This window comes from Candidatus Paracaedibacter symbiosus (genome assembly GCF_000757605.1).
GTDB classification, from domain to species: Bacteria; Pseudomonadota; Alphaproteobacteria; order Paracaedibacterales; family Paracaedibacteraceae; genus Paracaedibacter_A; species Paracaedibacter_A symbiosus.
The window spans coordinates 75,568-100,023 of the sequence record NZ_JQAK01000002.1 but is presented as its reverse complement, the minus strand read 5'-3'; the positions used below and the strand labels follow the sequence as shown (position 1 = coordinate 100,023).

Annotated in this window: 22 protein-coding genes; 10 read left to right on the top strand and 12 right to left on the bottom strand. The window is 40.9% G+C overall.

The window, feature by feature from the left end; translation table 11 throughout:
- The first annotated feature begins 138 nt into the window (after positions 1-138).
- Positions 139-408, top strand: coding sequence for a hypothetical protein (locus IG80_RS0108020; RefSeq protein ID WP_032113550.1), 270 nt, complete (start codon positions 139-141; stop codon positions 406-408).
- Positions 409-728: 320 nt separating this feature from the next.
- Here IG80_RS0108020 and IG80_RS15125 read toward each other — a convergent pair whose 3' ends face one another.
- From IG80_RS15125 to IG80_RS0108010, 3 genes are all read right to left on the bottom strand, one after another.
- Positions 729-875, bottom strand: a complete 147-nt coding sequence (locus IG80_RS15125) for a hypothetical protein (protein ID WP_156962129.1) — start codon at positions 873-875, stop codon at positions 729-731.
- Between the two features lie 62 nt (positions 876-937).
- Positions 938-1,210 (bottom strand): hypothetical protein, encoded by a 273-nt coding sequence (locus IG80_RS0108015; protein WP_032113549.1) that lies wholly within the window; start codon positions 1,208-1,210, stop codon positions 938-940.
- A gap of 2 nt (positions 1,211-1,212) precedes the next feature.
- Complete coding sequence (locus IG80_RS0108010; protein ID WP_032113548.1) at positions 1,213-9,705, bottom strand: DUF637 domain-containing protein; 8,493 nt, start codon at positions 9,703-9,705, stop codon at positions 1,213-1,215.
- Positions 9,706-10,447: 742 nt separating this feature from the next.
- Between IG80_RS0108010 and IG80_RS12565 the strand changes: the two genes are divergently transcribed.
- From IG80_RS12565 to IG80_RS13375, 5 genes are all read left to right on the top strand, one after another.
- Complete coding sequence (locus IG80_RS12565) at positions 10,448-11,062, top strand: IS6 family transposase (protein ID WP_156962128.1); 615 nt, start codon at positions 10,448-10,450, stop codon at positions 11,060-11,062.
- A complete protein-coding gene (locus tag IG80_RS0108000) occupies positions 11,059-11,541 on the top strand; it encodes a hypothetical protein (RefSeq protein ID WP_232224374.1) in 483 nt (160 codons plus the stop codon). The genes IG80_RS12565 and IG80_RS0108000 overlap by 4 nt, the downstream gene beginning before the upstream one ends.
- Positions 11,542-11,708: 167 nt before the next feature.
- The gene (locus IG80_RS0107995) at positions 11,709-12,290 is read left to right on the top strand and encodes a hypothetical protein (protein ID WP_156962127.1); all 582 of its coding nucleotides are present in this window, start codon (positions 11,709-11,711) and stop codon (positions 12,288-12,290) included.
- Between the two features lie 50 nt (positions 12,291-12,340).
- Positions 12,341-13,111 (top strand): ComEC/Rec2 family competence protein, encoded by a 771-nt coding sequence (locus IG80_RS0107990; RefSeq protein ID WP_156962126.1) that lies wholly within the window; start codon positions 12,341-12,343, stop codon positions 13,109-13,111.
- Positions 13,056-13,394: a helix-turn-helix domain-containing protein gene (locus tag IG80_RS13375; protein ID WP_156962125.1), complete on the top strand. Its 339-nt coding sequence runs from the start codon at positions 13,056-13,058 to the stop codon at positions 13,392-13,394. The genes IG80_RS0107990 and IG80_RS13375 overlap by 56 nt, the downstream gene beginning before the upstream one ends.
- Before the next feature lie 699 nt (positions 13,395-14,093).
- Here IG80_RS13375 and IG80_RS0107980 read toward each other — a convergent pair.
- From IG80_RS0107980 to IG80_RS0107970, 4 genes are all read right to left on the bottom strand, one after another.
- Positions 14,094-14,348, bottom strand: coding sequence for a Txe/YoeB family addiction module toxin (locus IG80_RS0107980; RefSeq protein ID WP_032113545.1), 255 nt, complete (start codon positions 14,346-14,348; stop codon positions 14,094-14,096).
- Positions 14,349-14,603 (bottom strand): type II toxin-antitoxin system Phd/YefM family antitoxin, encoded by a 255-nt coding sequence (locus IG80_RS0107975; RefSeq protein WP_032113544.1) that lies wholly within the window; start codon positions 14,601-14,603, stop codon positions 14,349-14,351.
- A 173-nt stretch (positions 14,604-14,776) separates the two neighbouring features.
- A complete protein-coding gene (locus IG80_RS15120; RefSeq protein ID WP_156962124.1) occupies positions 14,777-14,914 on the bottom strand; it encodes a hypothetical protein in 138 nt (45 codons plus the stop codon).
- A 21-nt stretch (positions 14,915-14,935) separates the two neighbouring features.
- Positions 14,936-15,505, bottom strand: a complete 570-nt coding sequence (locus IG80_RS0107970; RefSeq protein WP_032113608.1) for a recombinase family protein — start codon at positions 15,503-15,505, stop codon at positions 14,936-14,938.
- Between the two features lie 245 nt (positions 15,506-15,750).
- Here IG80_RS0107970 and IG80_RS0107960 point away from each other — a divergent pair, with 245 nt between their 5' ends.
- The 3 genes from IG80_RS0107960 to IG80_RS0107950 all read left to right on the top strand — a co-directional run bounded on the left by IG80_RS0107960 (position 15,751) and on the right by IG80_RS0107950 (position 16,991).
- Positions 15,751-16,002, top strand: coding sequence for a hypothetical protein (locus IG80_RS0107960; protein ID WP_052046263.1), 252 nt, complete (start codon positions 15,751-15,753; stop codon positions 16,000-16,002).
- Positions 16,003-16,317: 315 nt separating this feature from the next.
- Positions 16,318-16,569, top strand: coding sequence for a type II toxin-antitoxin system Phd/YefM family antitoxin (locus IG80_RS0107955; protein ID WP_198027309.1), 252 nt, complete (start codon positions 16,318-16,320; stop codon positions 16,567-16,569).
- Positions 16,569-16,991 (top strand): type II toxin-antitoxin system VapC family toxin, encoded by a 423-nt coding sequence (locus IG80_RS0107950; protein ID WP_032113542.1) that lies wholly within the window; start codon positions 16,569-16,571, stop codon positions 16,989-16,991. Before IG80_RS0107955 ends, IG80_RS0107950 begins: the two co-directional genes overlap by 1 nt.
- A 243-nt stretch (positions 16,992-17,234) precedes the next feature.
- Here the strand turns inward: IG80_RS0107950 and IG80_RS15755 are convergent, their stop codons facing one another.
- The 3 genes from IG80_RS15755 to IG80_RS13360 all read right to left on the bottom strand — a co-directional run bounded on the left by IG80_RS15755 (position 17,235) and on the right by IG80_RS13360 (position 19,370).
- Positions 17,235-17,462, bottom strand: a complete 228-nt coding sequence (locus tag IG80_RS15755) for a hypothetical protein (protein WP_232224373.1) — start codon at positions 17,460-17,462, stop codon at positions 17,235-17,237.
- A 206-nt stretch (positions 17,463-17,668) separates the two neighbouring features.
- Positions 17,669-17,875, bottom strand: a complete 207-nt coding sequence (locus IG80_RS16830) for an IS5 family transposase (protein WP_052046271.1) — start codon at positions 17,873-17,875, stop codon at positions 17,669-17,671.
- A gap of 379 nt (positions 17,876-18,254) precedes the next feature.
- The gene (locus IG80_RS13360) at positions 18,255-19,370 is read right to left on the bottom strand and encodes a leucine-rich repeat domain-containing protein (RefSeq protein ID WP_232224372.1); all 1,116 of its coding nucleotides are present in this window, start codon (positions 19,368-19,370) and stop codon (positions 18,255-18,257) included.
- Between the two features lie 617 nt (positions 19,371-19,987).
- Between IG80_RS13360 and IG80_RS16250 the strand changes: the two genes are divergently transcribed.
- Positions 19,988-20,128, top strand: a complete 141-nt coding sequence (locus IG80_RS16250; RefSeq protein ID WP_232224371.1) for a hypothetical protein — start codon at positions 19,988-19,990, stop codon at positions 20,126-20,128.
- Positions 20,129-20,191: 63 nt separating this feature from the next.
- Here the strand turns inward: IG80_RS16250 and IG80_RS16575 are convergent, their stop codons facing one another.
- Positions 20,192-20,371 carry an SEL1-like repeat protein gene (locus IG80_RS16575; protein ID WP_052046260.1) on the bottom strand — a complete coding sequence of 60 codons (180 nt, stop codon included), beginning with the start codon at positions 20,369-20,371 and terminating at the stop codon, positions 20,192-20,194.
- A 13-nt stretch (positions 20,372-20,384) separates the two neighbouring features.
- A complete protein-coding gene (locus IG80_RS15110) occupies positions 20,385-24,449 on the bottom strand; it encodes an SEL1-like repeat protein (RefSeq protein ID WP_052046259.1) in 4,065 nt (1,354 codons plus the stop codon).
- Positions 24,450-24,456 lie beyond the last annotated feature (7 nt).

Sequence of the window (24,456 nt, the reverse complement as noted above, 5' to 3'; positions counted from 1 at the left end):
TATAAAAATTTTTTCTCTGAAAACTCAGAAGACTTTTTTTAAAAAAGGCGAAAAAGTAGGTTTTTTGGTATTTAATTTTTTAAAATAGGCTCCATGTATGGCAAGTAAAAAGAAAAACATACACCTAAGGAGAATAAAATGAACAAAGACAGCTTGTTGAATAATGGAAAGGTTTCCCCCGTAACAAAAGCCCTCCGTCGATTTAACATTTTTCTACAGGATGAAACAAAAGACATACATCGAGACTTTAAGCTTCTTAAGTTTCCTCAACAAAACAGCCAAAACATCAACAAAGAAGTATTGGATAGATCGGATATTAAATCATCAGGTGGTGACATGCTGGATGATAAAAACGGCATCAACATGACTTCAACTAACAGTAATGTAATTATATTCCGCCGATTATAGGACAATTTCTTTTAATCTGTATTACTTAGGGTTGGAACTGCACAATTATAAGAAGCTTTTGTCCAGTTTTTGAGGGGAAGATCAAAACCATTCGTTCAGTTGCTCCATAACTTTTTTTGCTGAGCTTAGGTCTGATACATATGCATAGTCTCTTTTGAGAGTTTTAACAAAGTGTCACCACCGTTAAGGGCACAGGCCTTTCAGAATCCGTCACAATCCGCTTCAATGCACTGGCGGTTGAGACAATAAATAGCTGCTCAAATTAAAAGGAAGCATCCAGCGAATGCTTCCCCACTCCTGCTCCCACTAACAGAATTCTCTTACCTCGGCGCGATATCATAGCGTTTTGAGAAATCTACTTTAGACCAGTAATCATACCATTTCTCCTCTGCTTCTTTTTCTTGCCCCACAGGGCAATTAAGAAACTCTCGAATAAAAGGGACATCGTCAGCGAGAAGAGGACTCATACCAGCACTCCAAAGCAGAGACCACACTGTCCAATCAAGTGCATTCCTGTACTTTGTTAAATCTAGATCTTTAGGTTGAAAATTTGTAATTTCAATATTTTTTTATTAATAATACCTAAAATAGTCTGACATTCATCTTCTATTTCATCCCAAATCTCATCCATTGTATCACCAATTTCGTAGTTGCCTATTTCACCTTTTTCAAGGAGAGAAAGCAACTCAAGCATCCTTTCACGATCAGGTGAAATATGAGACTTAATAACATCTACAAAAGTTATGCCAGTCTCTGTGTCAAACTCATATACAAGTAAATCTTTATCAATAGATAGAGCCACCTTTATTCCCCTTTTGGTAAATGGACTGTGATTTTTTCTTCAATGTTACGGTAGATATCTTTTATGTCAACTTTTGGTTGACCTGATTTTCCTTCAGAACGTATACCGACCCGTGAACCACTATCAAATTTTGTTTCTAATGCAGATTTGTTATTCTCCGTTATAAACCGGCGTGTAACTGATTGTCCATGAATCCCTTCCTGTTCGAATTGGCGAACTTGTTGGCGATAAAGCGAGGACGCTGATTGAGTTGAATCTGTATGCAACTCTATTTTACCTGTATTTTTATTAATGTCTTTGACTCTAGGATTATTTCCTTTAAATCCAAGGAGTTCGGTATTTTCTTCTTTTTTCAAAGGTGTTTTATCACCACTTATAATCCTGTTCCTGAGTTCTTCTTCCCTCCGCAACTCAGTTTTATATCTTTCATAGTTAGCGACGTTTTTAGCACTGGATTTGCCTTCCACAGACGAAGAAGAACTACTTCTAGATGCATGTAGTCTGTCCTTTCCCTTCTGTTCCAGTTGCCCAGTTTCGAGATTACGCCCGAGCTGCGTCGTTCTTCCACCTACTGCCTCTTTAACCCCACCTCCTGTAAGATACTTAATACCTTTAGTCGCGACATGGCCCCCAAGTTGTAGAGCCCCCTCAACCACGGAATCAGCGGCATCTATGACCTTGCCAACGCCTTGGATGGCCTTATTATTTGATACCGCTTGATAGACGTCGGTGCTGGTCGCGACCGTCATCCCTTTGTCTATCAGAGCTGCACCTTTCTGATACAACCCACTGTTTTTGACCCCATCGACACCCTGATAGATAGTTTGAGTTATCTTCCACAGAGTCGGGTATTGCTTACAGGCTAAATCCCAAGCTCGCACGGCATTTTGACAGGCTATGCCACCTATTTCGTAAGTAATCTTGCCGCCCACACCAATTGCCACGGTGATCAGACCAATCTCGCCGAGTTTGTAGAGCGCTGCCTCAGGACCCTCCGTCCTATAAGCATCGATAATCTCATAGCCGCTAAGAGTCAATCCGGCAATCCTTAAGGCTTTTAGGCCATGCTTAACAAAGTTTTCTGTTAAAGCCGTGTTTGCAGCATCGTACACAGCGGAAGGGTTTTGTTTAGCGAGGACAGCGGCTCCTATAGCAGCGTAACGGCCAATGTTCGCGCAGTCTTCCTTCAGGCGATCGTAGGCTTTGTCAAAGTCTTGACGCCACAAGACTTCCTGAGCCGCACTCAATCGCCCGTCAGGTGAAACTTGGCGCCACTCATCGGCTTTTTTCTCAAAGCGTCTTTCCAATTCGGGAAGTTTAGTATCCTGTACTATTTCAGCCACCGTTTCGGCCACCATGGCTCCAAGAGCGCCAGCAGCTGGTTTCTCACCCATCGCTGTGCTCGCCAACGCGCCGACAGCCCCATGAAACAACTTGTGGGACAGGCGGTCAATATCGCCGTCCTCGAGAAGGTTGCCTATCTCGTTGCTGAGATATCCACCCATTGCCGACACAGCCGCCTGAAGCCCTGCGCTTTTGGCCAGCTTTTCATAGCTACCGCCATTAAGGGCGATATCCAGATGCAGCTGCACGCTGTTACGCACCATGTGATACATGAAACGCTGCTGCAGCCCACCCTTGGCGTTTAAGGCAGGGAACTTAGCCTGCAGCCCCTTCATGATCCCGGCTGTGGCCGCAGACAGGGCCACATTCTTCAGCATACCTGCACTGAATAGATCCTTGGTGACTTTTCCAAGATCCCCTTGATGTGTCACAATACTGGCGGCCGTTGAGGAGCATACAGTAACAAAGGAAGCCGTCGCCATTGCTTGCAACACTGCATTTTGGATGAAGGCCTCGGCCAATGCAGTGCCAACGCCCCAGGTAGTTACCGCCACCAACAACGACACAACAGTTCCCACGATAGGTGCATTGCCTGTGGTTTCCTCATGGTACCAGTTTCTGAGCTGATAGGTGTCTTTGCGAACATCCTTGTCAATCTGGGATTTGTGCAGATTCAGAATCGTTGAGGTCAAGTGGAGGATGTTGTCGGCATCCTTTTCATGGCGTGTGGAGATAAACTCACCCTCAATGCGTGGCTGAATCATCTGCTCCTGCCCTTGGTCGACCTTGACTCCACTCGTGACGCCTAACCAGTCGCTGTTTGTCTCAAAGGTGGAGAGAGCCGTAGCAATCGCCGGCTTCAACGTCATCAACTTTGTCCGATCGTAGGTGATCCCTTGGAAGACCGCTCCTTCGCCCTCATAGGTATCGACATCCAAAATCGTGATGTTTCGATAGGTAGGCTGACTTGCACTTGTGGGCGTCTGGGTGTGGCTGGTTGTTTGTGTCGTCTTACACCAGCTGCTTTTTATCTCTTTGGTCGTTGTGTTCGTATAATCAACCACCGATTTTGCTTTAGCTTTTTTGCCCACAAACTGGTTAACTGAGGCTTGATATAAAGTTCCTTCATGAATATGTTCAGGCGCTATTTCTGTGCAAGTGCCAGGCGATTTGATCGTAGTGAGCAGGTGATGGTCTTCGACCGTATGAGTTGTTGTGTTGCCTTCAAACCCATTGTTTTTATTTTTCATCTTCAAAGCGGTTGTTTCGGTCGCAACTCCTGCCTTATTCTTGATGTCGCTAAATCCTTCAACCGTTGTTCCGGTTAAGCGAGAGGTATGCCCCGCATCCAAGGTTAATTTAGCCAGTGGATCTCCGATTGCCGTCATGGGTGCATGGGGTGTGTAGGTGACAACGTTATTTTGTGTAGACGGTTTGGCCGTTGATTCCAGCGTCAAATTTTTGCCTGTGAGAGATGCTTCTTGCCCCACAACAAGGCGTTGATCTCGTAGCGTATTATCGTTGGCCGCATTGAGTTTAGCATTCTCAATAACAAGATCTCCTGGTTGGGAATGGCGATTTTGCGCATTGACGGGAATGTGCAGGTAAACTTTTCCGTCTTCAGAGTCAGGATCGTTATCGTTGGCAGCATAGAGGGCGAGCTGATTGTCTGCGGCCATTTCTTCATAGGCAAGAGCCTTGGGAGAACTGGAGGCGTACTGAAGCTGTCGAAGCCGTCTGGAATGATTCATGATATGCATCAATAAATCTTCACCACTCATTCCTCTATAATGAACACGTTTTGCATGGTCTGCCATAGCCGCCATGACGACAAGATCAATGGGCACATGCAGGTTGATACGGGACAATCTGATGCCTATAGGTTGGCCCATTTTGTCCTTGGGAGACAGCGCCATAAAGGTCACGGCGGGCAAATCAGAGATGGACAGATGATGACCAACGAGCCCATGCCCAAGAGAATTTTGAACAAAATCCAGGAAGACTGCCTGGGGCGTGTTGCCAAGATCAATATCTAGGGCTTTCAGTACCTCATCAATTTGTCGCGTACTGCTATTGTAAAGGTCGATTGTGGAGGCATTGACAGACACATCTGTCCCATCCATTGTCATTTGTCCTTGGAAATTGGCGATGTTTATTTCCGCTTCATCAAATACAAACTTCGGGGTTATAGCTGGTCCTGACCAATATCTGAAAACATCCCCTGTTTGATGGCAACGCCGAATCTCGTTTGCCATCCATATGGAAGACTCATAGCGCCCAAGAGCATCAATCTCGGCTACAGTGGCGTTGGGAACATCAAATTCGCCGTAGAAGCCTGGGATCCTTTTTTTTAATTTTTTTCCAAACCCAAAAAAGCCTCCATAGGGGTTTGTGAGCATAATTAATGTGAAAACATAGGCTATTCCACCTCCAACTCCTGGAGGGAAATCTTTAATTTGTGGTAGAGGGGGCATAGGAGCCAAGTCACGTGCGACTGATGCGAATGTAATAGTTCTCTGAGCATTTTTCTCCGATCTATTTAAATACCCGCCGCTAACTTTATGATATTTAAGCGTCGTATAATAATGATCCCGATCCTTTTCCCCCAAAAGAATGGGAATCAGGCGAACAGCAGAGAAAGGGGGTATAGTTTTTTCATCATAAGTTTGACCATTGATATGAATTTTTTTGAAGGTGAAGGGGGTGCCCACAAAATCTATCTGTTGGCCATTGAGGTAAACATCTCCTTGGTGAAGAAGCTTAGTGGGCTCAGAGACAAGATAATCATAGGCAATATTTTTTTGCTTCGTGACCGTTACGAAGTTAAACCATCCTTTTCTCTCCAGAGCTTGATAATCCGTGGTCCTTTGCGCCTTCTTGGTGCCGGCAAAATTAAACTTGATCTGAGGTGCTTGGATGCGTAAATCCCCATGCCCATTTAAAATAATAGACAGTAAATTAAGAGGCATAGAGCTGGTTATTTTCGTTTCTAGTTGGCTGAACAAGATGCAATAAGACACATCTAGTCTTTGCCCCTCCAGATTAAGACGGCGACCTGCATTCAAGATAGATCCATTGCTAGCCCGATAGGTGTTTTCTCCCGTTGGTTGGAAGTGATCATTCATCGTCACACCGCCACCCCATGGTCCCAGCTTTTTCGCCTCATCCGGAGTTTTTTCCACAAAATCTCCGAGTTTCATGCTGCCTGCGGGGGTTTTGATATCCAGATCAGCGGCTGAATCAAGCTTCACAACTGGAGCAATGATGCTGGGTGCGGAGAGTATAAGATTCCCCTCCGTCGTTTGAATATGGGCAAATTGGTGCCCCTCTCCCAACTTTATAGGCGCTGTTGATGCAAGAGTTAAAGCTGGGACTTTGAGTTCACTAACTATAGTGAGAGGCTGATTACATCTGAGGTTTAGGTGATGGATTGTGCTTATATGGGCATTCCCTACCAGCCTACCGCCTGCAATGTTGGCCGTAACAGTTCCATTGCAGCTCAATCCTAAAAGTTCTTCTAAGGAAATAGTGCGATTCAAATACTCCAGATCCCCTTTAACATCGGCTTTCCCAAAAGGAGATTGGAGATGGTACGTGAGATTAAGAGGGGTATGGAGGGTTCCATTGTTGATAAAAGAAGAACTGTTACCAGCGTTTGTTGCCATCATTCCTGAGGTAACGGGTGTAAAGCTAACACTTTGATCGGCGTTGGAGGTAATGCTCCACTCCCGATAGGAATTTTCTGTATCCGCCTCTAAATGCAGGTCTTTGTGGTTTATCAAACTTTGAAACCGCTGCGCTTTGGCGCCAGATAAAGTCAATTTTTTATTGTTGACTACCTGCAATGGCCCTTTTGCCTGGAGTCCTCCGTTACGGAAGAAAGCCTCGCCATTGTTAATGATTTTTAAGGGCTGTTGTGAAGTCTGTCCTTCGGTTTCTCCAGCTGCAATTTGCCAAACTGTAATTCCATTTAGTTGAAGCTCATGACTCAAAGGATCAACAAAACCTGTATGGCTCCATGTCCCCTGGTTTTGCCTAAATGTCTGCTCAAGATTACCACTTAGAAGTCCACCGGTATTAACCAATCCTTCATTGATGATGCTTGAATGAGGATCAATATTTACACCGTTTCTTGCTAAGATATGGGCTTGTGGCGCATTGTTAAAGTGGGTATTAGATACGCTGAGTAAGCCAGAGGATTCTATCTTCCCTTCGTTATCTCCTTCCTTAACAGACTCTAAAGCCAAGCCCATATTACCGCGGATAAGCCCAGTAGGCGTGTTGGCCAATTTTGTTAAATTTTTAAAGCTAATCTTGGAATTAGCATGAATTTTTGCCTGATTTTCTAGATTTCCAACAGCAGTAAAGTCAATATTATTACCATCTATCTCATTTGTATTGACGACTTTGGCAAGTCCTTCAAAGGAAAGTTGATTGCTGGATAGAACTGTCTTATCATTCCTGAATTCACCGGCCCCCTTCACGGTCAGAGCTGTAGTGGCTTTTAACGCGCCCGTATTTGTTAGTAGCTGATGTATAAGAATTGTCAGGATGTTGGCACTCAAATCATCACTATTGCTGCCCGTTGTGAGCGTTAAATTAAGCTCATCGGTAAAGTTGATAATTTTTGTATTCGTTAAATCGCCGACTGTCCATGTGCCTGTCTTACCTTTGATGTCTGCCTGGTTAATTAATTTTCCTAAACTTTCCAGGTTAAGAATATCTTCTGATTCCAGGTTGCTTGTATTCGTCAGCTCTCCAGGACCTTTTATGGTCAGTTGCCTTTTTGCTCGCAGAAGCTTGTTATTTATAAACCATTCTTCAAGCGTAAAGTTGAAGTCCTTGGCCGTCAATTCTCCACTATTGATACCCGTTTTTGTGGCTAGGGTTAGAAGTTCACCAATAATGATATTCTTGGAATTGTTTAGGTAGTTAATCGTCCATGTGCCTGTTTGCGCATGGATGGTTCCGCTATTGAGAAGTTTTCGCAGTTCTGTAAGTTCAAGGCTCTGGTGTGATTTTACTGTTGATTGGTTATCTACTGTCCCAACTGTAACAAAGCTAACATCTTTTCCGACAATCATACCTGCAGCATTGGTTACTTTGGCAAGGTCTTCAAAAGTGAGTTGATTGGTTGATTCAACCTTATTTTTATTTGTAAACTGCCCGTCGCCCTTCATGGTGAAAGCTGTTGTGGCTTTTAACTCGCCTGTATTCGTTAGCAGCTGGTGGATAAGGATTGTCAAGGTGTTGGCAGTTAAATCCCCACTATTACTGCCCTTTGTGAGCGTTAAATTGAGCGTATTGGTAAAGTCAATGATCTTTGTATTGGTTAAATCACCAATCGTCCATGTGCCTGTCTTACCTTTGATTGTTCCATTATTGCTAACCTCTCCCATACTTAGAATAGAAAACACATCTGCTATAATAGTGGCATGATTGGCAAATGTGCCAGTTCCCTCAATAATGAATTTCTTGCCAGAAGTGAGGGTGATATTTTTATGGTTTGTAAAGGTGCCATAGGTTGTAAGAGAGATATCCGTCCCTGCTTCCAGTTTTCCATCATTAACCGATTTCCCTGCCAGAGTCATCTTAAGTTCATTTTGAGAGACAATGGCATTGTGGTTTTCAAATTGCTCGTGAGTGCTAATGACGATATTGCTGCCTGAAAGGGTGGTCTTATTAATAAGCCTTCCTGCCTTTATTCGCAGTAAGTTCTCCGCTTTTATTAAGTTCCTAGCCAGAAGCTCATTCTCCAAGTCCATGAAGGCAATTCTTGCATGGATCAAGCCATCTGTTGTTAAGGAACGCGCCTTAAAGTTAAGAACCGCACTGCTACAGTCAATCGTTCCCTGATTGTTAACGGCTCCCAGATTCAATAAATTAGCTATTTTATCTCCCTTAATGACGCCAAAATTGTCGACTTTGCTAAAATCTGAAAGCTGAAGTTTTTGCTGTCCTGTTATACGCCCTTTATTGCTATTGCTCAATGAACCGCCTGACAAATCCAGGAAAGATCTTCCCTCGATCTGATGGTTATTCCGTAATAAGCCAAGAGCCTCTAAGGTTAGCCATTCAGCCTGTAACTTCCCGTCATTAGTAATGCTACCTTCCGACCCTATCACCCAAGTGCTGTTAGGCTTTTCCTCACCTATAAATCCTTTATTATGTAAGTTTTTGCGCGTTTGAATATAGCCAGAATTTGTTGCCAGAATTTGGCTTGCCAAATTGTTTTCTAAAGTATCGGCCTTAATGTCAGCGGTTTCCGAGGAAATAACTCCAGTCTTGTAAATATATTTTCTCGGCACTGAAGAAGATGTGGTTTTTGCCACCTCTTTTCCTCCATTTATTAAAGACGTCGCACTCACATGAAGGGTATTTGCTTTAATGGTTCCCAGGTTTTTTAATTCTCCAGCATTAACAAGGGCAAGCCCTGCACTAGACACAATTCCATTAGGTTGGTGTTGGCAATCATTATTTGTCAAATTGTTGCCATGCAGATCGATAACGAGATTACCTTGGCTGCGAATACCCCCCTGATTGTTGAAGTCCCCCTTAATGACATCTATTTTTCTTTGCGCGGTAATAATGCCATGGGCCCAATTGATAATAGGATCGTCTTTCCTTTTGGTGGTATCAGTTGCTTCCAGGCAAAGCGCGTCGACATTAAGGTGGGATTCGTTTCGGATTTGGCTTCCCTTCAGGTCCAGAACCTCAGCAGAAAGGGTTTTCTTGAGATTAATTTGACCAAACGTTAAAAAACTAAAATTCCCTCTTCCTTTCATATAATCTATCAGGACTCCTCCTTGACTATCGATAAGGAATTTGAGCTCATTGCCTTCTGAAGAGTAACTAACTCGTAAAGATTCCCCCTGATACGTCGTCTTTATCGGAAAAGATTTATTTTCTTTCTCATGTGTTTTTTTGAGGTAGTTGTCCCACTCAAGCTTCGTTCTCAAGGTATCGGATTGGGATCCTTCCTCTTTCACGTGCAGTCTATATATCCGCTTATTGTTGCTACGAAGATTCGCCGTTGAATCATCCTTTAGCTCAAACACAACTCGTCCCCCGGTTGTCTGAGCAAAACTTAAACTACTATACTGAATGATTAAGAACCAGGTGAACAACCGTTTAAGAAAGAAGAAAATCATCACAAATGCCTAAAAAAATTTTACACTAAGTTGCATCTAGGCAGGCTGACAACTAAATACAAGGGTAAATATTAACGAAATCTTACCAAACTGCAAAACTTCTTCTGAACCAAACTAAGTAATATTTTTTTCTTAATATTTCAAAAAGCATTTAAAATATATTTCTAAATTATTTTAGACTTATTGGCTGAATGATAGGGAGGAAAGATACCCTGATTTTGTAGAAAGCAATGATTAAAAGGGAGTGAAAAGACTGAGATTTTCTATGCAATGCTTGATAAAGGGCAGGCTGCCTCCTTTAGTGAGAGCCACCCTTTTTAGATCCGCAAGTTAAAGAGACTCTATTGAACTAAAATTGCAGTGGGCTTACCCCCATTTCTGGGGGAGCAAATTTTTTAAGCTCCTTTATTATGTTGCTATAAGAGATTTCAAGTTGTTTATAGATGCTTGCAGTCCTTGTTTAGCTGCTAACTCAAATCACTTAATCGCCTCTGCTCTCATATTTTTCTTATATTATATCATTCCTACATTATGTAGTAATGTAATTCCTTTCCCTCGGCATAACGTAATTCCATTTAATCGAGGCTAAGATAATTACTTTTAATACAAGATTGAGGTGTACACATAGGAAGAAACAACTCTACTTACTTAAAAGGGTTCCGTTGCAAATTTGAGAAGAGTTGCTAATTTAAGGGAAACTTAGTCCCTGAAAGAAACGCATCTTGAAACCCAAAGAATTTAGATATCGCTATTTTTCCCCGAAATTATTTTACAATGCTTGCGTTGGTATTTGAGATACCCTATTAGTTACCGCCAATTGACCGAAATGATTAGCGAACGAGGGGTAGAGGTTGATCACACAACCATTTACCGTTGGATTCAGCATTATGCTCCTGAATTTGAGAAGGGGATACGCTGGTATGCCAGGCCTTCAGTTTGGTTTTTAAGAGTTGATGAAACTTACATTAAAGTCAGAGGGAAATGGAAATATTTATACCTAACTGTTGACAAATATGGACGTACTGTCGATTTCATGCTAGCCCATAGTCGTGACTTGGCAGCTGCTAAGCGATTCTTTAAGAAAGTATTGAAGCAGTGCAAATATATGCCTTCCTCAATTACAACAGATAAGCATGCTCCTTATACTAAGGCCATTGAAGAACTAAGGAATGAAGGCATTTTAAGCCAAAGCATTAATCATAGGCAGATAAAATATCTTAACAACATCCTTGAACAAGACCATCGACGCATCAAACGACGTATCCGCTCTATGTTAGGATTTCAATCATTTAAGACGGCTAATCGAACCCTCAAAGACCTTGGCGAAAAATGCATTTATCAATGGATCCCGAGATGAATATGCATGTCGTTGAAATAACGGATTACGAAGCCTGTGACATTAAGATGATGGATGCTCTTATTCCTGCTGAGGCAACCAAGCCGATAGAAAAGGTGATCGCTGACGACGGCGCTTATTACAGCAAAGAAGGCGTTGAGAAGCTTCATAACAGCGCAATTATACCAGCCATCCCACCGCCTTCAAATGCTACTGTGTATGGTCAAGAAATCACAAAGGGGCATGATAAAGTTGTGCAATACATTAAAGACAAAGGGTCAGTTTATGCTTTTCATAAAAAGTATGGTTATGGCCTATGGGCTTTAGTTGAAGCTCAGATTTCACGAATTAAAAGATGCATCGGGTATAGACTGAAAACTCACACGCAGGCATCATTATTGCTAACATCCTCAATAAGTGGAACTCATTCGGCAAGTGCGTTTGTGTTAAAGGAGGATAATTGTGCCTTTTCAACGGGGTACTTGTGTCCTCCCGAATAAACCCCGTTTATGGTACCCCTTTTGTTTCTTTTTGAAGAGTTGCTAAAGCTTATTAAAAATTAGTTATATTTAACGTATTTTCTAAAGTTTCTCAGCTTTACAGTTACAAATTAATATATGTTTATTTTTGCGGATATCATAAGCCCAGTGTCAAACAGGAGAAAAATGTGATGCATACCTTTCTGGATAAAATCCTAATTATTTTGTGCCTCTTTTGTCAAAGTAATATAAATGCTTGCGAAATCAGGGTATTTGAATGTGGCCAAGGAAACACTGTTATAGCAAGATATAAAAATGAAGCAATGGTGTTTGATGCTGGGAGCAGTGAGCGAAAACAAAGCACAGGGGTAACAGATGCAGAATGGTATAATGCTAGGGGAGAAAAAACATTCCAAATTAATTACGATAAGAATCAGGGTACCATTAATGATGCTATTTGGTTAGAACCAATTACCATCGAAATCTCAACCGATGAGTATTTACAACAAGCTGATAAAGCACGCAAAAAAGAAATTCAGAAGTATATTAAAGGGCATACGGTTAAAACAGTATGGATATCACATCCTGATGAAGATCATTATAATTTAATCGAACCGTACAATATACAATCGGCTCTCTATGTGCTGGGAGGAAAATTGGAGTCATACAACAACAGTTTTCAAGTTTTTGTGCAAAACAAAATAGTAATTAATAGTAAATCAATAAACAAATCACCAGCCTATTATTTGAGCAACTATAAAAAAAATTAAAGAACCAGGACAGCCAATTTACCAAACAACAGGACATCCCGCATCCTATTGTGAAAATTTTAGGTGTGAATGCAGGGGGTAATAGAGCAAAAAATCAAGATAGTATGATACTAAAATTGGTATATAAAGGTAAGTCAATGTTATTGCCAGGAGATGCAGATAAAAAAGCTTGGGGTTCAGTTGAAGAAAACGCATTACCCTCGGATGTCTTATTACTTAGCCACCACGGTGCTCATGCCCATGACTGTACAACCTTCTCAAGATTGAAATTAATTAAGCCTAAAATTGTTGTGATTAGTGCAGGCATTCACTTGGGGCATAAACATCCTCGATATGACGTAATTAAAGACCTTTTATTATATTATTCCGAGAAAAAAATGAAGACAACGCAACATATCGTGTCTTTTTTTAATAACGGAACGCTAACACCAATGGTTACTGACGCTCCCATATTTACTACCAGGGATAGCGGAAGCATAACAATAGACTTAGAGTCTCTCAAAATTACTGCTGCAAGAGATTATATACCTGTCACAAATGATATTCTGTGCGATTCTCATGCAGGAGAAGTGAACCCAATACCCGGCAAACGAATACTTAACAGAAACCAACTGTTATCATTGTATCCAGAGAAAAAGTTGGTAAATTCACCATTTGACAATGTTTACTATTTTAATGACGTACCAGACTTACTATATTACAACAATGGTGATGCTTACATACAAGTGAAACAAACAGTTACAGATCTTGAAAAAAGTGTTGAGGATGACTTTAGTAGTAGTTATTCAAGTGAATCAGACGAAACTGATTTATCAGAATAAGAGGAAAGAAACAATTGACTTTGATAAAGGTTATAAAAGTAAAAGGCAGATTTCTAAACATAAAACCATTAAAGCTATCAGTATTCCAGAGGATGTTAATCCACGTGCAATTCACCAAGCGCTAAATATGACACAGGAAAAATTATCAGTACGCTATGGTTTTAACTTATATACCCTACGCAATTGGAAACTCAACAGACGTCACCTAGATACAGCAGTATTAGCATATTTATATGCCCTCTCAAAAAATCCCCAACAAATTGAGGATTCATTGAGATCATAGTAAATTTTTACGCCTAGTATATTCTAAATGGTCCCGTTGCAAATTCGGAGTGGCTGTGGTGCACAAATAAAATTGTAGAGACATTTCTACTGTTTTGCGAAAAATACCTATGCAGCCCGAGTCGCTCTGAGCATACCAACATTTGCCATTCAATTTAAAATCTGAATGAAAATTTTAGTTTCTGTAATCTGACTTTCAAGGGTTTTGGATCTGAGTTTGTTTCCTATAATTGATTGGTAACGGTGTATGGTGTTTTCGACTCTTGTCCTCCTGCCATAGTCCGCAAAGCTGCGGCATAAAATATTTAAGTATTTAGGCTTTAGGCCTCATTAGAGTTTGACAAAGGATCTTTCAATTCCTATAAAAAGTTCAACTCTATAATTTCTACTCTGGAGTAATATATAAGATACTTGGCTGTTTCGAATGAGATAGAGTAAGGAAGGTAGGGAAATTCTTCTAAGCATAAGTCGGATCATAGCCAAGTAAATAAATGATCTGTAAGACACTTTTCTCTCTACTAATTCTGCAAATTTATAACTTAAGATACATGCTGATTTCGTCCGGATTTAATGTCTATTAAATCGTAAAAATAATAATTAGCAGACATTAATTCTATTAATCGATTTAGGAGATGTTTTAGAACTATGCACTTCTCTTAAGGTATGGAAGCCCTAAAAAGTCCTTTAGAAAATTTGTACATTAATAATGATAGCGACATTGAATGATAATAAGGTTATCATCTTCTACTTTATAAACTAATCTATGCTCTTGATTGATTCTTCTTGACCAAGTGCCAGTTAAATCAAACTTAAGAGGCTCTGGTTTTCCTATCCCACTATAGGGAGCTCGCGTGCAATCTTTAATAAGAAGGTTGATTCTTTTCAATGTTACCTTGTCTGTTTGCAGCCAATATTGGTAATCCTCCCAAGCCTCTTCCAAAAATAAAAGATTCACCTAGACCTCAACCAACTCATGCTTTTGCATCTTTTTTTCTTTTAAACTTTGAAGAGCTTTTGCAAGTCGCGCTGCATTTTTTGGTGATTTTACCAAGTATAATGTTTCTTCAATAGCATTATAATCTTCTAAAGACATCATGACGACTGGCCGCTCATTTTGCCGCGTAATAATTACAGGAGCATGATCGTCACATACCCGATCCATTACTGCTGCAAAATTTTTACGCACCTGAGTATAAGTTGTTGCATCCATTTTTTTAATCCTTCAAAAGCCACATAACACACTATATAAGTACTTATTTGGTAATGTCAATCTTTGAATGAATATAGCTTACTTAAGACTTTACGACCTTGGGATCCTAAATTACTTGGCATTTAAGACGTAGCATCAGCAGCCTTTTCACGCAGGCTCTAAGATTGACTCCATTAAATATCTTTATCCTCTTCTCTACGTGATTCTTCCTGTGGCTCAATTAGCGCCTCACTAGAACCAGAGGAACCTAGCAAGAAAGAAATGGCCATAAAAACAACAATCATTATCTCTTTTTTAAATACTGCAAACATTCTTACCTCCTTAAGCAAAATTCAGTCAAAGTTAGTTGCTATTCCCCTTAAAATCCTACATATAGTAGAACGGTGAACATTAAACAAACGTGCCGCTTCAGCAGCACTTGTTTGGCCAGAAGCTACCATAGTTTGAATAGCTTGAATTTGAGAAGTTTCTAATTTAGGTTTTCTTCCCCCTACCCTCCCCTGTTCACGTGCCAAAGCAAGGCCTGCTTTTGTCCTCTCTCGAATCATTGCTCGTTCAAATTCTGCAAAGCTTCCCAACATTTGAGTTAGCATAATCCCTGCAGGAGTTGTGGTATCAATGTGCTCTGTTAAACTTATAAAGCCTACAGATAAATCTGATAACTTTTCAATAAAAGTTAACAAATCTCTCAAAGACCGAGAAAGCCGATCCAACTTCCATACGACGACAACATCCCCTTCCCGAAGATGTTCTAACATTCTTTGAAGCTGTGGCCGATCCCACCGCCCACCTGAGGCTTTTTCTTCATATATCTTTTTACAACCAGCTTCCTTTAAAGTACGGGCTTGGGCAGTTGTATCTTGATCACCTTCTTTAGAGACGCGGGCATAACCTATAAACATAATTTTTGTTGCAAATAAGTGTTGCCAATTAATTTGATTATACAACAGGTTTTTGCAACACGCAAGCCTTTGAATATGGGAGTGTTTCAATTTGTTGCATAAACGACCGTTTTTGAAAAACACCTTTGGATGCAATAAAGTGGGAAATAGTAAAAGTAGTATTTATCTCACATTCCCACTTTTTAATTAAACCTATTAAGTATATTTCACTATATTGTATATAATCATTTTGTGTTTTATGATTTATGAAAATAAAAGGCATTAAAGGAGTAAGGAAAATAACGAAAAAATCAATTTTACGCTATGATTCAAAAGGAGAGATAAATTTATGGGAAATTGCCAAAGGTGTTAATAGCTATCGCGTAAGAAAAGAAGAAAGTGGACAAATTATCCTAACGCCTTTTGTGGAAATACCCTTCTTAGAAAATTGGATCTTTGAGAATCAGGATATTTTGGAGAAGATTAAATCTCAATTTAACCAAGATAGTGCTGAGTAAGATTTTTATAAGAACCTGTTTCCCTTTATCCTCATTTTAGAAAGTTCTCTTTTATGCTGATTGGCAATATGCGTGTCTTAAAGGCTGATAGGAAGCAAGCTTTGGATTTATAAACCAGCCGGTTTCGTGACTGATCTAGGAAGCTCCTTAAACGATCTCCATAAAGTCACTTAATAAGTAATTTATTGTAAATAATCTAAAGGATTAAAAAGTGACTTTAAAAAGTTAGAAATTGATGATGTTCACTTGACTTTTTATTTTTTAGCTCTATACTTTAACTAGTACTAAACCAGTTAAAATTGATAGGAGGATTTCATGGATTTATCTTACATGACACACGTAAGTGCTTTTGAAGCGAAAACTCATTTATCTCAACTACTGACTCAAGTCCAACAAGGACATCGCATTACCATTACAAAGCACAATACTCCTGTTGCCATCTTGATCCCTGCAGACGTTCCTAAACAAGCAACTCAAGAGATTATTGATAGCCTTTTAGAGACTCGTAAGAAGCACACTTTATCTGGATTGCCTGTTACAGAACTCAAAGAGGAAGGAAGGCGCTAGTGAGCACCTCTGTATTCATCTTGGATTGTTCCGTGACTATGGCCTGGTGTTTTGAAAATGAGGCTACGCCGTATGCTGATTTAGTTCTGACTTCTTTGAAACAAAATAAAGCCCTCGTTCCGCCCTTGTGGAAGCTTGAGGTTAGTAATGTGTTGTTGATGGCAGAACGTAGAAAAAGAATTCAAGAAGCTGATATACTTCATTTTATCCGCCTCCTCAACCAATTACCTATAAAAATAGAAGCTGATACCACTTCGACATCTATGAGCGACCTTGTATTACTAGGAAGAATCCATCAACTGACTTCATATGACACCTGCTATCTTCATCTAGCACTTTCCCTTGGACTGCCAATCGCTACTTTGGATAAAAAATTACAAGAAGCTGCTCAGCAAGCAGGAGCTGGCCTTTATCAGCCATAAAGAACTCGGCTCCAGAGGGACCGAGTTTTAAAACAGCCTTAATTTTATATTCTTTGCTTCTACAATATTCATTTCTTGAAGTTGGTTTTTGACTTAGTCCCTTAGAACTTGTCTGGAAAAAGTTTAACCAAGTTTAGCCAGCATAATTTTTAGCATAGAAATACGCACCATATTCTCAGGATTACCAGGAATAACTTCATAATCCCTGACCAACCTACGAGCTTTTGTTATCCATCCAAAAGCTCAGTCAACTACCCAACTCATAGACAAGGGAACATACTTTCCTGCGAGCCCCAAAGCAACGTGAAACGCTCTATTCAGTTGGGCAAGCGCATAATCAACTGCAGTTCCACGATATCCGCCATCTCCTGAAAATGCTTGGATAGATGGATATTTATCAATTAGCCTATCCATAACAAGAGAGGCTTTTTTAGTATCGGATAAATTTGCTGCATGACAGTGAATGCTCAAGAGACATCCCAAAACATCAACTCCTATATGACGTTTACGACCATGTGTCTTTTTTCCCCATCAAAACCACACTCTTCTCCGTAAAAATGTGTCTTGGCAGTTTGTGGGTCTAAAATTGAATAGCTTGGCATCGATGCTCTTCCTTATTGAAGACGGTACTTTTTATTGAGGCAATCAAGTATTGATTCCCATAAACCTGCATGATTTCAAGTTCTAAAATAATCATATACGGTTTTCCAGGGTGGATAATCTTTTGGCAGCATTCTCCACTGGATTCCTCCTTTGTTTAAGTAAAAAATAGTGTTAACAATTAACCTCTTATTGTATTTAGGCTTACAACCCCGAGGGTCTTTGGGCTTAAAATAATCCTTTATTAAATCCCATTCTTTATCAGTTAAATCACTGGGGTACATGTCAACACTCATTCAGCTAATTTTTGCTCTGGATTTAACATGTTTCCTTTTTCCCAGACAAGTTCTGAGTCTGTTTAAGGGTTGAGTGATAAAGATCCAGATACTGTTTTGATATATCAATTCCAATAGTTGCAGTAAAGGGACGGGGCATGTCATAATCCTACTTGTCTACGAGCATAAAAGCTCAACCAACTGTTCGATAAATAGACGAAGAGAAGGCAATTCAATCTATGTTACGGTTATGAGCAACCGAGTTGATAACGAATATGCCCCCTCGATCAGAAAAGGACGGCCGTCCTTTTCTGATCATCAAGTCATCTTGATAAGTCTTACCTTATATCATTTCAAATAGACAAGTTGATGACGGAACCTTTCTTTACTATAATTTTAAGCAAAGCCGCTTTCCCTTTACTAGTTCTGTTAAAGCCGCTGCATTAATGTTATTATCTGCTAAACCAAGATATCTTAAAGCCTTAAGATTGCCACTTACTAAATCCTTAGCACCCTCGGTATCAATTTTATTACTATTTAATTTTAAAGAAGTTAAAGATGTCAGGTTACCGCATGCTAGTGCTTGTACGCCCCTTTTTTCAATGGCATTGTAAGATACGTCTAAAGAAGTTAGCCCTGTGAAAGTTCCTCGCGCTAAAATTTCTATTCCTTTACTATCAATTTCACTGATACACATTCTTAAAGATAGTAATTTTATAAAGTCACCTGTGGCGATATATTTCAAATCCTCATGGCTGACTTTAATGCAGGATAAATCTAAGAAAGTTAAGTCTCGAAGTTTTCCTTTTAAAATTGTTGTAGCATCATGAGAAGAGGATTCCATATTTAGGGAGGTTAAACCTGTAAAGTTACCGCTCGCTATATGCCAAGCACCTTCCCCTTCTATACCCGGGTTATCTTTTAGATTTAAAACTTTTAAACCGGTAAGATTACCATTTGCTAAGGCCTTTGCTCCTTGATAGCTAATATAGTTATGGGGCAAACTTAAAGAAGTTAAAGCCCTTAAATTGCCCTTTGCTAAGGCTGCTACTCCCCTATCTCTAAGATAATTATCCCATAAGTTTAAAGACGTTAAATTCGTAAGATTGCCAGTTGCTAATGTTTCTCCTAGCTCCTCTCCGCAACGACATGCCTCCAAGTTAAGGGACCTTAAGGAAACAAGATTACCATTTGCTAGAAATTTAACCCCTTCTTTATGGATATCGGTCCGAGATAAATTTAAATAAGTCAGACCACTCAGATGACCACTTGCTATTGTTCTTGCGTCTTCTGTCTTTAAAATATTACAAGATAAATCAAGAGAAGTTAAGTTTATAAGGGATCCATTTACTAGATACTTTACTTCAGGTCCTATTCCATTGTCCCTCAAATTTAGAGAGGTTAGTCCTGTAAACATTGCTACTGATTTTATAATATTGTCTTTTTCTATATCATAATATTCTGTAATTTTTTTGGCTTTTAGTTCTGTAAGGAAAGGATTCAAGTGTAATGTACTGAGCACGAAAAGAGTTTCATTGCCTTTGAGCTGGCTTATATTAATAGAAGGTAATAAGCCAAGGAGCGTTGTATTCTTGTGGAGAACCCTATATTCCCTTGGAAAAACTGCCCCACGAATATTATCATCATGATAGGTTGAAAGAAGATATTTGGTAGCTTGAGCAGCTTGCTTGTGGCTTGCCTTACTAGGACTAAGAGCGTTCTGAATTATGATTTTTTCAAAAATAACTTTTCCAGAAAGTTTTCTTAAAGAGGGAATATCCTCTTGGTCAATATCACAAGCATACACAGTTAAATGAGTAGATATAGAAAAAATTCCTGCAATAAATATAAGATTTTTCATTCGATAAGAAATTGTTTGTAAGATATGATTGTTAAACATTAATTTTTATTCCTTGATAAGGGTATCATTGATGTTACTGATATTAGGCCTTCCAGCCACAAACCCTCATTTTTTCTGAGTTACATAAGTTACTGCGACCTAATTCCAGGAAAATAGCCATTCTCCCTTTAAAAAAGAGATAAAAAATCTTGGTGATAGAAAAATAAATATCTCCCGACAAAGAAAAGCACAGCAACGATTTCAAGCAGTCCTCAGAAAAAATGAGGGTTTGTGGCTGGAAGGCCAATACCTTTTCAGTGGAAGTTGGTCGGTACAAGAATAAAGCACCAGATCAACGACTTTCTTTCTCTGCCGCCAAGGCCATTTGGCTGGAGGCGGCTCTACAGCTTCTTTCTGTCTAAATTTGACAGTTCCCATACTCAATCTACCCTCTATTAGTTAAGTTGACGGTGCCCCATCTCAGGTTATTGAGCCCAAGCATGCCCCTCAGCGGCTTTGCAGTACCACTTTACGGCTTCCGTATAATCTTTCGTCACGCCTTCGCCATTGTTATAACAATATCCCAGGCTAAATTGAGCCTCAGCATGTCCCTGGTCAGCGGCTTTGCGGTACCACTTTACGGCCTCCGTATCGTCTTTCGTCACGCCTTGGTCATTTTTATAAACATCTCAGGCTATTTTGAGCATCAACATTTCCCTGGTCGGCGGCTTTGCGGTACCACTTCACCGCTTCCGTATCGTCTTTCGTCACGCCTTGGCCATTTTGATAACAAGCTCCCAGGTTATATTGACCCAAAGCACTTCCCTGGTCAGCGGCTTTGCGGTACCACTTTACGGCCTCCGTATCGTCTTTCGTCACGCCTTCGCCATTTTTATAACAATATCCCAGGGTAAATTGAGCCTCAGCAAGTCCCTGGTCAGCGGCTTTGCGGTACCACTTTACGGCTTCCGTATCGTCTTTCGTCACGCCTTCACCATTTTGATAACAAACTCCCAGGTTATATTGAGCCGCAGCATTTCCCTGGTCAGCGGCTTTGCAGTACCACTTTACGGCTTCCGTCTCATCCTTCGTAACGCCTTGCCCAATTTGATAACAAACTCCCAGGTTACTTTGAGCATTAGCATGTCCCTGGTCAACGGCTTTGCGGTACCACTTCACGGCTTCCGTCTCATCCTTCGTAACGCCTTGGCCATGGTAATAACAAGTTCCCAGCTTATTTTGAGCATTAGCATATCCCTGGTCAGCGGCTTTGCGGTACCACTTTACGGCTTCCGTATCGTCCTTCGTAACGCCACGGCCATTGTCATAACAAACTCCCAGGTTATATTGAGCATTAGCATATCCCTGGTCAGCGGCCAGGCGATACCACTTCACGGCTTCCGCATCGTCTTTTGTAACACCCCGGCCATTCGCATACATCCGTCCAAGCTCGAATTGCGCAGTTGCATCTCCTTGTTCAGCAACTTTGATTAAATCTCTCAATGCATCTTGGTTGCCTTTTTGTGCTAAATCATTCCAAAGCTTAATTTTATCTGGGAGATTATCTTCAATCTGCTCCTCTTCTAAATACCCTGTACTATACAATAAAGCTTTAGCCCCTTGAGGAGTAAAGGTAGTGATCTCCTCATCATAAAACTCTGCAAGGCTGATGCTCGATTTTCGCTCTTCAAAAGCATGCGCAAGGTGCGTATATGATAACCGCGTGCCCCGATTAATGGTCTCAGCTAAAAAGTTAGCAATACTATCAACCGTATAATGGGCTTGTACATGTTTCAGGATGTCTTCAGGAGACAAGCTTTTATAGACAGTTTTGACAATAATTTCATGTATGTCTTGAAACGCTTCAGCATCACCTACCAAGGCAAGCAGAGGCCCTGCTTTCTTCTCCAAGTACGCCACCTGATGCAAGCGCTCGACTTCGTCCATAGGAACAAGTCGGCTTATAAGTTGCTTACGTAGATCTGCCAAGGTTAGGGCAATGCGCATCTCCAGGCTTAACTCTTCCTTGTCAAGGTTTTGGCCTTCACTCATATAACGGACATAAAAATCGTACGTTTCCTTCTCTGCACGCGTGCTGCAATGAAGACCTGCAAGTGCCCACGAAGACAATTGAGCAAACCGTGTTCCTTCATCAAGTTGCAAGATTAACGGCTCGATCTGAATCAACCGGTTGGCAAAGCGAGCAGAAGGACGCCCAACCTTACCACCACGCAATAAATCTTCTAAAGCCTTACGGGTTCCATGCTCATCAAACTCTTCATCATACAGCATCTCTGCAGTGATCTTCCCTGCTGTGACGCCTTGATCAAAGTAACCTAACAGACGATGGATAGACTGCTCAAAAGCCGGCCAATGACTGGTGGCTTGATCTTGTTTAAACAAACAATTGAAAACCTCCACACGCACATCCCTTATCCCATCGGATGCAACACGCAAGCGAGGGGGGAGTTGATCAGGAGCTATTAATGATGAGGGTTCCTTAATGAGATGAATACCGCGGCAGATACGTCCTAAGGCCGTAAGCCTGAAATTATCTTCCTGCTCATCTAAAGCATCTGCATTGAATTCTTCTGAGTTAATTAAATGGATGAGCATGTCTAGGACTGCACGGCTTTGATGACTGTGTCGGGGAAAGTGGCCTAAATCATAAAGAGCTTGGAAAAGGGCTTCTTGTGGTCCTTCCTGGAACCCCAAGCGCATGATCTCAGCCAAATACGCCACCTTATAAAGTACATCAGGGCTTAAAGAGGCAGGCAAGACGGTTTGAAGCTTCTTTAATAAGAGATTGCGTCTCAGCTCGGGCGTTTTAATATCCTTCAGGGAATCTCTTGTTTGCGCTACTCGCCATAAAGCAAAAGTAGCTTGAGGATGACTTAAATGCTGAGCTTGATCATAGTAGGTATAAGCCTTCTGATAAAGTGCAAGAATCTCCTCTGCTTTGTTAAAGTTCTGATCGCGTCCGTCCTCAGTCAGAGCCCCTAATGCATACAAAGAAGGAGCATGGTTTTGTAAGGTTGCACCTTCATACCATTGGCGCGCTTGCAGAAGATCTTGGGCAACTCCTTGCCCTTTCTCAAACGCTTGGCCTAAAGCATAACAAGCTTCTATAGAACCATTCTGGGCAAGGGCCTTCAAGCCAATAAGGGCTTTTTCTTCACCTTGCTGTAGGGCTTTATCATACCACTCACAGGCTTGTGTGGAATCCTGCGACACATGTTCACCTTTTTCGTAAAGACGGGCTAAAAAGAGCTGAGCAGGCGCATGATGATTTTCTGCTGCACGTTTAAACCAGGTAATGCCTTCATCAATATTTAAAGGCAAGCCATTTCCATAGTAGTACGCTTGAGCGAGCTCATATTGTGCCTGACGGTCGCCTTCTTGGGCAGCTTTTTCCAATTCTACACTTTGAAGGGCGGTAAGGCGCTTTTGAGCAAGAAAATGGTGTTGTTGGGCAGCTTTACTATACCAAGTGACAGCTTGTTTGAGGTCTTCTTCAGTGCTCTGCCCCTTTTCATAGGCTTGTCCCAATAGGTATTGGGCTTCCTTTTCCCCTTTCTCAGCTTCCTGTTGAATAAAGGTGAAAGCCCGGCTTTCGCCTTGTGCCAAAGCTTTAGCAAAATATTCTAAGGCCACTGCAGGGCGAGGAGATGGCACAAGCTCTAACTGATAAGATAGCCCTAAAGCCATTTGGATAAGGGGATTTTCCTGGCCGGCAGCTTCCTGCAAAAGCTCAAAGACATGTTGATAGGAAGTGGCAAGAATGCTTTGCCGTTCGAGAAGGTCATCATAAGCTTGCATAGTAGAAGAGTGAGCTTGCATCACAGAGGAGAGAGTTTCCTCAACCTGTACTTTTTCCTTTTCTAATTGCTGGATTTTTGCCTGAGAAGGGTCTAAACGACGCGGGGGGGTTACGAAGTTTGGAGGTTGAGAAGCACTTATGGTTTCTTGTCGGTGTCTCTGTTCGGCTCTGACTCTTGGGTCTTTTCTAATAAGTGAGGGGTCTTTTCTAATAAGTGAGGCAATAAACTCCGATATCTGTTTGTCCTTATCTACTTTGGTTTCAGAAGGTTTGTCTGGTAATGCTGGAGAAATGACAGCCGGAACGGATGTTTCTTTTATAGACTGAGAGGTAGGAGCGGTCATAGAGAGGGAAAGCTCTTGTTCGCGCTGGGACACAAGAAATGCAAAGGGAGAAATTTGCCGTATGCTGTTTTCTAGCATTGCTTTATTGCAATCTAAAAGACGTTTAACCTCAGCTTTATTAGTGCTGCTTGGCCAGTTTAAAGATAATTTTCTTAAATTCGTTTGAGCTCTTAAAGAGGTAAGGAGAGCTCTTGCTCCTGTATCTCTAACATTATTATTTTCTAGATTTAGGGAAGTGAGGGTAGTGTTCTTAGCAAAGGACTGTGCACCCGCATCTCCAACCTTGTTATTACTTAAATCCAGGGAGGTAAGCGTAGTATTTCTAGCCAAGAACTTTGCGCCCACATCTCCAACCTCGTTGTCACTTAAATCCAGGGAGATAAGTGTGGTATTTCTAGCTAATACCTGCACCTCAGCATCTCCAATCTTCCTTCCTTTAAGGCTTAAAGATGTGCTGGTAATATTTGCTAAATCAATACTTGATGGATTTTCCATTGCCTGTGAGGCGACGCAACATACCCTGGTACCAAGAAGTAAACTTAAAGCAAGAGTAAGAAGACTATTGTGCCGTTGTTTCATGAGTTGT

Excerpts from the sequence above, each read along its gene's own strand:
- IG80_RS0108020 (WP_032113550.1), top strand. The coding sequence starts at position 139 with ATGAACAAAGACAGCTTGTTGAATAATGGAAAGGTTTCCCCCGTAACA.
- IG80_RS15125 (WP_156962129.1), bottom strand. The coding sequence starts at position 875 with ATGAGTCCTCTTCTCGCTGACGATGTCCCTTTTATTCGAGAGTTTCTT.
- IG80_RS0108010 (WP_032113548.1), bottom strand. The coding sequence starts at position 9,705 with ATGATTTTCTTCTTTCTTAAACGGTTGTTCACCTGGTTCTTAATCATT.
- IG80_RS0108000 (WP_232224374.1), top strand. The coding sequence starts at position 11,059 with ATGAATATGCATGTCGTTGAAATAACGGATTACGAAGCCTGTGACATT.
- IG80_RS13375 (WP_156962125.1), top strand. The coding sequence starts at position 13,056 with ATGACTTTAGTAGTAGTTATTCAAGTGAATCAGACGAAACTGATTTAT.
- IG80_RS0107975 (WP_032113544.1), bottom strand. The coding sequence starts at position 14,603 with ATGGATGCAACAACTTATACTCAGGTGCGTAAAAATTTTGCAGCAGTA.
- IG80_RS15120 (WP_156962124.1), bottom strand. The coding sequence starts at position 14,914 with ATGTTTGCAGTATTTAAAAAAGAGATAATGATTGTTGTTTTTATGGCC.
- IG80_RS0107970 (WP_032113608.1), bottom strand. The coding sequence starts at position 15,505 with ATGTTTATAGGTTATGCCCGCGTCTCTAAAGAAGGTGATCAAGATACA.
- IG80_RS0107960 (WP_052046263.1), top strand. The coding sequence starts at position 15,751 with ATGAAAATAAAAGGCATTAAAGGAGTAAGGAAAATAACGAAAAAATCA.
- IG80_RS0107955 (WP_198027309.1), top strand. The coding sequence starts at position 16,318 with ATGGATTTATCTTACATGACACACGTAAGTGCTTTTGAAGCGAAAACT.
- IG80_RS16830 (WP_052046271.1), bottom strand. The coding sequence starts at position 17,875 with ATGTACCCCAGTGATTTAACTGATAAAGAATGGGATTTAATAAAGGAT.
- IG80_RS16250 (WP_232224371.1), top strand. The coding sequence starts at position 19,988 with ATGAGGGTTTGTGGCTGGAAGGCCAATACCTTTTCAGTGGAAGTTGGT.
- IG80_RS15110 (WP_052046259.1), bottom strand. The coding sequence starts at position 24,449 with ATGAAACAACGGCACAATAGTCTTCTTACTCTTGCTTTAAGTTTACTT.